7 protein-coding genes and 1 tRNA gene are annotated in these 12484 nt (G+C 38.9%); 6 read left to right on the forward strand and 2 right to left on the reverse strand.

Features of this window, described 5'->3' with window-relative positions:
- Positions 1-311: 311 nt before the first annotated feature.
- The 6 genes from ABE954_RS19810 to ABE954_RS19835 all read left to right on the forward strand — a co-directional run bounded on the left by ABE954_RS19810 (position 312) and on the right by ABE954_RS19835 (position 10614).
- A complete protein-coding gene (locus ABE954_RS19810) occupies positions 312-1229 on the forward strand; it encodes a restriction endonuclease (RefSeq protein WP_154638030.1) in 918 nt (305 codons plus the stop codon).
- A 387-nt stretch (positions 1230-1616) separates the two neighbouring features.
- Entirely contained in the window at positions 1617-5033 is a 3417-nt protein-coding gene (locus ABE954_RS19815; RefSeq protein WP_371025667.1) for a DEAD/DEAH box helicase family protein, read from the forward strand.
- A 97-nt stretch (positions 5034-5130) separates the two neighbouring features.
- Positions 5131-6753, forward strand: coding sequence for an N-6 DNA methylase (locus ABE954_RS19820; RefSeq protein ID WP_371025668.1), 1623 nt, complete (start codon positions 5131-5133; stop codon positions 6751-6753).
- Positions 6750-7928 carry a restriction endonuclease subunit S gene (locus tag ABE954_RS19825; RefSeq protein ID WP_371025669.1) on the forward strand — a complete coding sequence of 393 codons (1179 nt, stop codon included), beginning with the start codon at positions 6750-6752 and terminating at the stop codon, positions 7926-7928. The genes ABE954_RS19820 and ABE954_RS19825 overlap by 4 nt, the downstream gene beginning before the upstream one ends.
- Entirely contained in the window at positions 7925-9715 is a 1791-nt protein-coding gene (locus tag ABE954_RS19830; RefSeq protein WP_154638027.1) for an AAA family ATPase, read from the forward strand. The genes ABE954_RS19825 and ABE954_RS19830 overlap by 4 nt, the downstream gene beginning before the upstream one ends.
- Positions 9712-10614 (forward strand): hypothetical protein, encoded by a 903-nt coding sequence (locus ABE954_RS19835; protein WP_154638026.1) that lies wholly within the window; start codon positions 9712-9714, stop codon positions 10612-10614. The genes ABE954_RS19830 and ABE954_RS19835 overlap by 4 nt, the downstream gene beginning before the upstream one ends.
- Before the next feature lie 81 nt (positions 10615-10695).
- Here the strand turns inward: ABE954_RS19835 and ABE954_RS19840 are convergent, their stop codons facing one another.
- Positions 10696-11958 carry an integrase arm-type DNA-binding domain-containing protein gene (locus ABE954_RS19840; protein WP_154638025.1) on the reverse strand — a complete coding sequence of 421 codons (1263 nt, stop codon included), beginning with the start codon at positions 11956-11958 and terminating at the stop codon, positions 10696-10698.
- A 317-nt stretch (positions 11959-12275) separates the two neighbouring features.
- Positions 12276-12360 (reverse strand) — tRNA-Leu (locus ABE954_RS19845).
- Positions 12361-12484: the final 124 nt, after the last annotated feature.

The following is a 12484-nucleotide window of genomic DNA, read 5'->3' on the forward strand; positions in this document are numbered from 1 at the left end:
CATGGAAATTCTGAATTGACCAAAATACGGAGGAGTTTATTAGCAACATCGTCATTAGTATCCCACAATCCTACTTCAACCATTGTTCTTTCTACCGTTTTCTCATACCCTTTAATTAAGCGATATAAATCATTAGAGCTCATATGTTGAAGTAAAATTTTAAAGCTCTATTAGCGTGCTTTACTTAATATTTCTAAGAAAATAGCTCGTATATAATAATCAAAGAAAGTTGCTAGGTTTTTAAACTAAAAGCTTATGATGCTTCAAACATGGCAACCTTAATGTATGAATTCATAGTCAAAAGGTGATAAATGATACCTAACTACCAAACCTTTATGCGCCCGTTTTTAGAAATTGTAGGTGCCGCTGGTGGAAAAGAAGTTAAACTTCGCGATGTCATCAATCAATTATCTGATAAATTTCAACTCACTGATGCTGAACGAGAAGAACGTCTACCTAGTGGTAAACAAACTGTTTTAGATAATCGTATAGGTTGGGCTAGAACTTATTTGACTAAAGCTGGATTACTTGAAGTTACACGCCGTGCACATTTTATCTTGACGGAAAGAGGACAATTGGCAGTTAACGATCCTAACATTATCGTAGATAATAATTACCTAAAACAGTTCGATGAGTTCATTGCATTTAAAGGTCAAGATAATGGGCGAGCAAAATTAACTCAATCTGATGATAAAAATATTGAAGAAATAACTCCAGATGAAGTTCTTCGTAAGGCTTACATACAAATCAATGACACTCTAGCCTCAGAAATTCTTACTCGTACTCGTAAAGTTAGTCCTGCCTTTTTTGAACAACTACTTATTGATTTGTTACTTGCGATGGGATACGGCGGCACCAATGAAGGAATGGCTCATACTCTAGGCAAAAGTGGTGATAACGGTGTTGATGGAGTTATTAGTCAAGATCCATTAGGTGTAGATCAAGTCTATATACAAGCTAAGCGCTATGCTGAAGGAAATAATGTTAGTTCAGGAGATATCCGTGATTTCTTCGGTTCTCTTAATCTTAAAAAAGCACAGAAAGGCATATTTGTCACTACATCTGACTTCACCCAATCAGCAATACAAACTGCGAAAAACTTAGGCATGCGTATCGTCCTTATCAATGGACAAGAATTAGCTAAATTAATGCTTCGCTACAATATCGGTAGTCGTGACGAACAAATCCTGTACTTGAAACGTATCGATGAGGAATTTTTTGAAGGATAAAATGTGATGGTAAATTTCAGTAATTTTGAATTTTTAAGAAAATACCAATAATGGCTATTCAAGTTAACATACAGTGAATAATCATCGACATGATAGACCACTTTAAATTAGACAAAATCGCTAAACGAGAGAATCAGTGGCTATTCAGTCATCTATGTAATATCTGGGTGAAGAAACATATCAAGATATTACATAGATGATAAAACGTTCACAGTTAGTTACCTATCTTCTTCCCTAAATCCTCAGCACATATATTGATTGAATCTGACTATCTAAACTATAAGCACAAATTTACTGCTCTACTTTTTCAGCTCACACAAATTACCTACAAACCTATGATAGAATCAACTATATCTAATTGTATCCATTGTATAAGGCGACGAATTAATGGAGCAGTCTCGCAATTTTGAAATGTTACGCAGTAAGTGGCCTGATTTAGCAAGCCTTGCGACCGCAGCAGAACAGTACGTCCATTCCGATCCAGAAAGTTGCTTAGTTAAGCTACGTAACTATGACGAGCAAATTGTTCGCTGGATCTACCGACAGGAACGCCTACCTGAAGGGTTCAAAGCTAGCTTGTATGACCTAATGAATGCTTCTGTGTTTACCAGCATCATGCCTGAAGCAATTGTGATGAAAATGGATGCTCTGCGCATTCATGGCAATCGTGCAGCTCATGGAAGCACTATTAAAGCTCAGGATGCATACTGGTTGTTAAAAGAAGCATTTCTATTAGGGCTATGGCTTTACGTTCGTTACGCTCAGGGGAATGTTGATGACTGCCAATCTTTTGCTCTACCTCCATTGTCTGATGCCCTAAATACTTCAGTTAATCTTACGGAACAGCAAAAACGTTTAGATACAGCGATCAAAGATCTTAATAGTGCTCGTGAACGGGAAATTGCGCTTCAGCGCGCATTGCAAAAAGAGCAGGAAAAAACAGAAATACTTGAACAACACCTGCATGAAGTAAAAGATCGTAACCAGCAAGTTGCTGACATTCTATCATTAGATGAAGCTGAGACTCGCCGCCATCTGATTGACTCACGCCTCATTGCTGCAGGCTGGGATGTGGCTACCGACGCTGCCAATACTGAACAGGTATCTCAAGAGCATCCTGTTAAAGAACAACCAACGACATCAGGCAACGGATTTGCAGATTATGTACTATGGGACGATAGCCACAAACCGATTGCCGTAATTGAAGCAAAAAAAACTAAAGTCAGTCCAGATAAAGGTCGGACACAAGCCAGACTATATGCTGATTGGTTGGAGAAAGAATACGGCCAACGACCTGTTATTTTTTATACCAATGGCTACGATATTTATCTGTGGGATGACCATAAAACCCAGGGCTACCCTCCACGTAAAGTATTCGGTTTCTACAGTAAAGAAAGCCTGCAATATCTGATTCAACAACGCGAGACTCGCTTACCATTGAATAAAGTTCCTCACGCCAGAGACAGCAAAGGTGAGCTTGTCGCTGGCCGCTTGTACCAACAAGAGACCCTGGCAAGAGTAAGTGAACGTTTTACTCAAAAATATCGTCAATCTCTCATTGTACAAGCTACTGGTACGGGAAAAACTCGAGTTGCTATCGCTTTAAGCAAACTAATGATTGATGCCCGCTGGGTGAAACGTGTGTTATTCCTTTGCGACCGTAGAGAACTACGTAAGCAGGCAGGGAACGCGTTTAAACAATACATCAGCGACCCGATGTATGTGGTTGGCGTATCTCCAAAGAAAGATATGCTTAATGCCCGTGTCTATATAGCAACCTATCCAGGAATGATTAACATCATGGATCGCTTTGATGTTGGTTATTTCGACCTCATTATTGCGGATGAATCACACCGTTCTATCTATAACGTATATGGTGATTTGTTCAAATACTTTGATGCGTTACAGGTAGGTTTGACAGCTACCCCTATTGATATGGTCAGCAAAACCACTTTCGGGCTGTTTGGCTGTGAAGGGCGCATTCCTACAGCGAACTATAGCCTGGAAGATGCGATCGCAGACAACAACCTGGTACCCTATGAAGTTGTCACTCACACTACACAGTTTTTACGTGAGGGAATTAGGAGGGATAACTTAAGCAATGCTCAGATACGTGAACTAGAAGAACAGAATATTGATCCCAATACTCTGGAGTTTGATAGCAAAGCCATCGATGATCGGATCTATAACCGAGACACTAACCGGTTAATTATACGTAATCTGATGGAAAATGGTCTTAAAGATAAAGACGGCCAGCTTCCCGGCAAATCGATTATATTCGCTAGAGGGCACGACCATGCCATCTTGCTAAGAGATTTATTTGATGAAATGTACCCGCAGTTTGCGGGCCGTTTTTGTCAGGTTATTGATAATCAGGAAACTAGGTCAGAGCAGCTTATCGAAGATTTTAAAGGGTTGGATGAAAGTACCAACAAAGAGCTTATCATCGCTATTTCAGTTGATATGTTGGATACCGGCATCGATGTACCAGAAATCGTCAACTTGGTTTTTGCAAAACCCGTAAAATCGAAAGTGAAATTCTGGCAAATGATTGGCCGTGGAACACGTTTAGCTCAAGGTCTGTATGGTACTGACGAGAATGGAAAATCCCTGGATAAAGAGAAATTCCGCATCTTTGATCACTGGGGTAACTTCGAGTATCACGAACTAAATACAGAGGAAGCTGAGGTTACAGCCAGCAAGCCCTTAGCACAGAAGCGTTTCGAGGCATGGATTGAGCTAGGCCGGGCAGCATTACAAAAGTTTGATAAACAAGCAGTTAATCGAGTAGCCGCACAGCTATTGGTGCAAATTAATTCTCTTGATGGAAATTCCATAGCAGTGCAAGAAAGATGGCAGCAAAAAGCACAATGTAGCGATGAAAGGCTTCTGCAACAATTTGCCCCACAGACCCAACAGGTATTACTCGATTTTATTGCGCCATTAATGCAATGGGTAGATGTACGCGGCCAAAGTGACGCCATGCGTTTCGATATGGATATGCTAGCTGCACAAACTACCCGCTACACCAATGTAGAAAAGCTGGATGGGCTATGGCCTACCGTAGTTGAAAAACTAGAACGACTTCCCCCTCATCTGGTACAGGTACAGCAACAGGGAGAGCGCATTAACAATTTGCGAGAACTTTCTTGGTGGAAACAAGCTAGTTTTGATGATTTCGAAGACATGCGCATTCATCTGCGTGGCATCATGCATCTGATGGAAAAAGAAGTCATACCTCAAGTTGGGGCGCTCACGGTAGATGTTACTGAGGATATAACTCAGATAGAAAGCAGTATCAGGAAAACACAAGTTCGAACTGTAGATTTCAGACTTTGGCGTCAACAGGTTCAGGGGGCCCTGGAACCATTATTCCAGCAAAACCCCGTGCTCAAGAAAATTCGCCATGGTGAACCAGTGACACCTGAAGAGTTAGACGAATTGGCAAAACTTGTGCTAATTCAAAACCCCAATGTCGATATTCGAGATCTGAAAAACTTCTTTCCACAGGCAACTGCGAGTATGGATAAACTGTTACGTACGATTATCGGTATGGATGGGAAAGCTGTTACAGAACGCTTCGCAATGTTCGCATCTGAAAATCACCTTAACAGCCAGCAAATTCGTTTCCTAGAGATGCTCAAAAACCATATTCGTGATTACGGTACTATCGAGATGAAACAGCTCTTCGAACAGCCTTTTACCCAGATACATGGTGAGGGTGTCACCGGAATCTTCCCGGATATGCAGCAGATCGTTACGTTGCAAAAAATCGTAGAAGAGTTGGGTGTAGTCGTTCCTTGACCTGCGCTATAATGGATCCATTCAAGCCTCGCACACTCGGGGCTTTCTATTTTCAGAGCTACGAACGGTAGCAATAAATGTGAATTAAAGAAACCTTATGATTACAAAAGAATTAAAAAGCAGCATTGATAATTTATGGGAAGATTTCTGGGTTGGAGGTATAACTAACCCCCTGACAGTGATCGAGCAAATCACCTATCTGATGTACTCCCGGATGCTGGATAGCCTTGAGCTGAAAGACGAAAAACGTAAGCAACTGACAAAAATCGATTTCAAGCCACGATTTTCCCCTGAACAGCAAGAGTTTCGTTTTAGTCAGTATAGCAATTTAGGTGCCGATGAAATGATGGAAGTGGTACGTGACGGCGTATTCCAGCATTTTCGGACATTAGGCAACAGCGATTCACTGTTGGGCAACTTTATGAAAGATGCCCGCCTAGAGATAGTAAAACCGTCACTGTTGACCAAAGCAGTCGAGATGATCAAAAACCTGCCACTAGATCGTGGAGATACCAAGGGTGATTTATATGAATACCTACTCAGTAAGCTCACGACCGCTGGCATTAATGGTCAGTTCCGTACTCCCAGGCACATTATCCGTGCCATCGTAGAAATGATGGAGCCTAATCCGGCTCGTAATGAAACAGTTTGTGATCCTGCTTGTGGTACTGGTGGTTTTCTGGCAACTAGCTATGAGTATCTACTGGAGAAATACAGTTCCCTAGAGTCGATTCATAGAGAATTAGGTGTCAACGAACATGGTGAATTGGAAGAGCAGAAAATATATACCGGTGACCTGCTTACAGCATACCGTGCCCACGTTGATCAGAATATGTTCCATGGATACGACTTTGATACCACCATGCTGCGTATCGCAGCAATGAACCTGATAATGCATGGTGTAGAACATCCAGATATTCATTATCAAGATACCATGAGCCAAAGCTTTAGCAGCAATTTTCCACAGGCAAGTAAGAGTGCTTTTAACTTGATTCTGGCAAACCCTCCATTCACTGGTTCTCTGGACGAAGAAGACATTGACCCTTCTCTGCTGGCAACAGTGAAAACAAAAAAAACAGAACTTTTATTTTTAGCGCGTATTCTACAAATGCTGAAGGTTGGTGGCCGTAGTGCAACTATTGTCCCCCAAGGTGTACTATTTGGTTCCAGTAAAGCACATCAATCACTACGTAAGGCTCTGATAGAAGATAATCAGCTTGAAGCTGTTATCAACCTGCCTTCCGGTGTGTTTAAGCCTTACGCTGGGGTGGCAACGGCGATCCTGATCTTTACCAAAGGCGGTCAGACGGATGAGGTCTGGTTCTACGATCTACAAAATGACGGATACAGTTTGGATGACAAACGTAATCCAATAAATGATAACGACCTCCCATATCTTATTGCTAGCTGGAAGTATTACCGCCAGAGTAAAGGCTTACCGACAGATAACTTTATTGGAGATAAGTTTAGCTCTCTGCTCAAACAGCAATACCCGCAGGGAATTAATATTACTTCTAATTACCAAGACCGTACTCAGCCTGCGTTTATAGTTTCAAAGGCCGATATATCAGCAGAGAAATATGATCTCTCTATTAATCGATATAAGAAAGTAATTTATGAAAATGAACAGCATGAAGACCCAAAATTGATATTAAAACGATTGAAATATTTGGAGAAAGAAATTCTTGTTGATTTGGAAGAATTGGAGAAAATGCTGTGACTTGGCCGATTGTAAAACTAGGTGCGCTTGTAGACATTAAAGGTGGTGGTACACCTGATAAAAATAATTCTGAATATTGGGGCGGAGATATCCCTTGGGCATCTGTTAAGGATTTTAAATCATCAGAGATCTCTTCTACAATAGATAGTATCACCGCTCTAGGAGCAAGAAATTCGGCTACCAATATAATCCCTGCCGGCAACATTATTATTCCAAGCAGAATGGCATTAGGCAAGGTAGCGATAAATTTAATCGATGTGGCTATAAATCAAGATTTGAAAGCTCTTTTCGTTAAAGATACTAATATAGTTGATAAACGTTATCTTTTACGATGGCTAGAATCTCAAAGTCGCTACATCGAGAGCGAAGGAAAAGGAGCTACAGTTAAAGGTATTACATTACCTTTTATAAACTCACTGAATGTACCTCTACCCCCTTTAAACATTCAGAAAAAAATCGCAGTTATACTTGATACAGTAAGTGCTATTCGTATTAAACGAGTACAGGCCATCAAACTTGTTGACGATTTTCTACGCGCAACATTTTTGGATATGTTTGGTGACCCAGAAAATAATTCAAAAAAATTTCCTATTGGTACTATTCGAGATCTAGTCAGTACTGTAAATTATGGCTCATCAGATAAAGCATCCGAAACAGATGGCAAGTATCCTATGCTTAGAATGGGAAATATTACATATCAGGGCGATTGGGATTTAACTAGCTTGAAATATATTGACTTAGATGAAAAATATAGAGAGAAGTTCTTGGTCAAAAAAGGAGACTTGTTATTCAATAGAACCAACAGCAAAGAATTGGTAGGGAAAACAGCTATTTTTGATAGTGATCAAGAGATGGCTTATGCTGGATATTTGATTAGGGTCAGGCCAAACGAAAATGGAAATAATTATTACATTTCAGGATATTTAAACTCTGCACATGGCAAAAATACATTACTAAATATGAGTAAAAGCATTGTTGGCATGGCAAATATTAATGCTCAGGAAATGCAAAACATTAATATTCTAATACCACCCTTGGATCTACAAGTGGAATATGAAAAGATATATAAATCAGTAAAAAGAAAATTAATATCACATACTACAAGCAAAATTGAGCTCGACAACTTATTTAATTCCATTTGCTATAACACATTTAATCAAAAGGAAAGTATATGAAATTAACCAAGTTATCGCTTACTAATTTCAGATCTTTTAAAAAAACTCAAACCATAGAGTTTTCCCCATTAACTCTCTTAGTGGGGCCTAATTCTGTTGGTAAGAGCTCAGTATTGATGGCGCTTTTCTATTTACAACAAATAATCGAGAAAGGTCAATGCAACCCTCAAAAGTTAGAAGCACTAAACGATAAGTATGTCGGTGGTTTTGAAAAATTAGTTCATGGACATGATCTGACGAAAACTATAAAAATAAAGATCGAGTTCATTAAAGATGGACGTATCGGGAGCAGCTACGGAGTAATTGAGGATCTTTTCGAGGATTTAAACATAGGAATATCTAGCCCTTCAGAAGGGGCAGATAAAATGTCTATCGATTTTGAAATAGCTTGGTCCATCCCCTTACAAACTGCATACATTTCTCGATATACTGTAGCCTTTGACGATCAAAATATCGCAGAGATTACTAGTGACTCAGGTCTTAAACAACCAATACTGAGTGCAATTAATTTTCTCCACCCATTGTTATTACCTGAGAATCATGATGAGTGGTTAGTAAATCTAATCGATGAGGAGAAATCTATTCATGAAGCTCTAAAAGAAACTCTATGCTCTATTTTTAATGAAAAAAACATTGATTACAGAGATGTTCAGAAAGGTTATGATAATAATCTCGAAAATCGAATAAGCAATCTGATTTTTAATGAAAATGCATTCGTAAGTGAATTCCATGAAAGTATTACAGAGCCAAGAATTAACAGTGCTAATAACATTACCTCTACTGATGAAGAATTAATTAGCGAAAATTCCTTTACACCATATAAAATAATTCACGCTCCCATTTCTATTGAATGTCACTCTGGAGCACTACCTAAAATAGGGAAAAAATTAAAAACTTCGCTAGCTCTAGAAAATGTTCGCTTTAATGAAAGAGTAATAGAAATTATTAGTGATTTACTTGTTTCACCTATTGATAACTTATATGGAATTTTAAAAGAAAGTTTATGTATTGGGCCACTTCGTATAGTTCCAGATGAATTATTTAAACCTCAATATGAATATCAACAAAAAAATTGGTATAATGGCTCAGCTGCTTGGCATGCATTAGGCATGTCTGACATAAGGTTAATGAATTCAGTTAATGAATGGATATCAAGTAAATGTAAATTGAACCTTGGTTATGGGATTGCATTACGCGTTGACAAAAAATTCTCAGAAATTAAACGAATTTTAAAAGAACAAACATTCCAATCCATTGAAGAAAATTTAAATATACAGATTGATTCATTATATAAAAACCAAACAGAACAAAATATTGATGAAATCTCCACTAAATTTGGATATTCTCTTTGGGATATAAACAATAATATTTCCGTTTCACCAAATGAAATCGGAGTCGGTATTCCACAGCTAATGCCTTTAATCGTTGCTACACTAAGCCGTAAGCAAGGATTGATAGCTTGCGAGCAACCAGAACTTCATGTTCACCCCCGTATACAAGTTGATATAGGTGACTTATTAACGCAGGCAAACAACGCTATTGGATTTCTAATTGAAACTCATAGTGAACATTTAGTACTTCGCTTACTCAAACGTATTCGCCAAACAACAGACGGTGAGCTACCGACAGGATTCTCTCCTGTGATATCAAGCGATATTTCAATAATTTATCTAGAAGAGCAAATAGATGGAGTTCAAGCTACACGCATACATATAGATGAAGATGGTGAATTCAAAGAGCACTGGCCACATGGATTCTTTTCAGAGAGAAGAGAGGAATTAATGTGATGTTACATGAATGCGTAATCAATCCATCTTTGTTGCTCGATTTCGCCAAGAACAGGCGAGATTACAGTGATTTTATAAGAAAATTTACACTAGGCAGTTCATTTATATATTGTGATTTTCCTCAAATAAAAAAGATGAAACGGAAAATTTTTGAGTTACAAGATCCTAACGCAAATGATCTTGAAAAAACTAGACTTATAGAACTTATAAATTCAATTGGAGAGTTTCACAAGGCCAAAAGATTAAGTATATATAACAAGGAATTGAACTGGTCGGAAAATATACTATGCGAGAATGAAAAGCATAACTTTGGTCATATTATTTCGGCTGATAATTTAGACATTCCAAATTATCTAGATTTTAATGGGTTCCTAGAAATTAACTACCCCCTCCAGAAAAGGATACGTAAAACAATTGAAGATATTGATAGCTCAACATCAAGTTTACTTAGGCTATCTGCTGAAGTGATATTAGTGGATCCATATTTCAAAGGCAGTAGCCGGTGGTTAAACGTACTTAAAGCTATTGTAGCTTCAGTATTTAATTACAACTCAAATAGTGCAATCAATATCGTTATAATTTTTGATGGTTCTAAACAAAACGCTACAACTGCAGAACATATAAAGTATAATATTCAACGCGTTAATATAAATATCCCAGAAGGAAAAGAGCTAAACATTATTATAAGATCTCTATCTGAAAAAGCTGGCGGCCCATCCCTGCACAATAGATACTTATTAACAGAGTTAGGAGGATTTTGCTTCCCATACGGTCTCGATGAAAGCGATGCCACAGATGATATATTTATCCTTAATAAGGAAAATCATAATATTAACTGGCTACAATATACAGATTTAAATTATTATAATGTAATCGAAGAAGTCCTAATTAATTATTAGATATAGAAATTTTGAAAGAACCGCGATAAAACCTCGTGGTTCTCAATACCCTTCATATATTAAAAAACACTTCAAAAAATTTTAATTATTCAATCTGGTCCTGCCAAACTCAAACGGACTAACCCCCTTCTCCAGATTCACACTTAGGAAATCTGCCCACCACTGCACCATCAATCGGCGCTCATCAATATGCTCTGCTTTATGGATATAAGCAGCTCTTACCGAGTTACGCTCTTGGTGGCTCATTTGCCTTTCTACTGCATCCTTCGACCATAGCCCTGACTCAATCAACGAACTACATGCCATCGTTCTGAAACCATGCCCACAAACTTCTGTTTTAGTATCATAACCCATCACACGTAATGCATTATTCACTGTATTTTCACTCATTGGCTTTCTAGGATTATGATCGCCGATAAAGATTAGTTCGTGGTTGCCGCTGAATTGATAGATCTGTTTTAAGATCTCAATGGCTTGTCGGCTTAAAGGGACTAGGTGAGGAGTACGCATTTTTGATCCGCGATGTGAGTGTTTAACCCCTTCTATCGCTTCGCGTTCTGCGGGGATCGTCCACATGGCATTCTCAAAATCGATTTCATCCCAACGAGCAAAGCGCAGTTCACTGGAACGAATAAAGACTAATAAGGTGAGTTTGACTGCAAGTTTAGTTAAAGGTCTTCCTTTATAATCATCAATACGTTGTAAGAACTCAGGTAGACGTTTAAGTTCTAATGCGGCTCTATGAACTCGTTTACCAGTGGCAACTGCGCCAGCCATATCTTGCGCTGGGTTATAGTCAATTAAACCGCTTTGTACAGCATAACGCATAATGGCTGTCACACGCTGTTGTAAACGTGCTGCCAACTCAAGACGTCCAGACATCTCTACGGCTTTAATCGGTTCGAGGAGATCGCGGGTTTTCAGTTCGGCAATATTACATTTACCAATAGCCGCAAAGATATTGTCTTCAAGACTTTTTAATACTCGGTGACTATGGCTCTCTATCCATTTCTTATTGGTCGCATGCCAATCACGAGCAACTTTCTCAAAGGTATTAAATTCCTTTTGCTGTTCTTCCTTTAACTCTTTTTTAAGTTCGCGTGGGTCGATGCCTAAAGCAACTTGTTTTCTGGCAGCATCCCTTCTTTCTCTTGCATCTGCTAAGGAAATTTCAGGATATACACCAAAGGCCATTAAATGTTGTTTGCCGCCAAAGCGAAAACGGAAGCGCCAATATTTAGAACCATTGGGGTGAATATAAAGAAATAAGCCATCACTGTCTGTCAGTGTATAAGCTTTCTCGTCTGGTTTAGCTGCACGAACTTTCGTATCGGTTAATGCCATATTCTTTGTCCTCTTCACCCCAGAGTGAGTATATAAATGAGATATCTCAGATTACTGTCGATGATTTCGAGTTACATAGCCAACTAAGTGTCTACGCCACAGGCTGCACCTGCCTTGCTCTAACATCAGTAATTCGTGGTAAAATGAGTATACATTCATTATCGAAGCGGTGTATATACTCAGATGTATACTCACACGGAGGTTGATGTGGGTTGAGTTAAGTTGACATACATTGACTGAAAACGCGGGGGAAGCCTTGCAAACACTGGATTTTAGATACAAAAAAAGACGTCCGTTGACGTCTCTTGATGTTCTTATGGTGCCGAAGGCCGGACTCGAACCGGCACACCCGAAGGCGGTTGATTTTGAATCAACTGCGTCTACCAATTCCGCCACTCCGGCACTGAAGTGATGTGTTTCTTGGAAAACGCTGCCATTATACTTGCTTTGTGTCTACTGGCAACACTTATTCTTGAAGATCAAGTCTGTTCGATTAAAAAAAACGCATATTGCTAAAATCACATGA

The sequence above is a fragment of the Providencia sp. TYF-12 genome, from assembly GCF_041344805.1.
In the GTDB taxonomy this organism is placed as follows: Bacteria; Pseudomonadota; Gammaproteobacteria; order Enterobacterales; family Enterobacteriaceae; genus Providencia; species Providencia huashanensis.

Bases quoted from the DNA above. Each gene is read 5' to 3' on its own strand.
- ABE954_RS19810 (WP_154638030.1), top strand. From the start codon at position 312: ATGATACCTAACTACCAAACCTTTATGCGCCCGTTTTTAGAAATTGTA.
- ABE954_RS19815 (WP_371025667.1), top strand. From the start codon at position 1,617: ATGGAGCAGTCTCGCAATTTTGAAATGTTACGCAGTAAGTGGCCTGAT.
- ABE954_RS19820 (WP_371025668.1), top strand. From the start codon at position 5,131: ATGATTACAAAAGAATTAAAAAGCAGCATTGATAATTTATGGGAAGAT.
- ABE954_RS19830 (WP_154638027.1), top strand. From the start codon at position 7,925: ATGAAATTAACCAAGTTATCGCTTACTAATTTCAGATCTTTTAAAAAA.
- ABE954_RS19840 (WP_154638025.1), bottom strand. From the start codon at position 11,958: ATGGCATTAACCGATACGAAAGTTCGTGCAGCTAAACCAGACGAGAAA.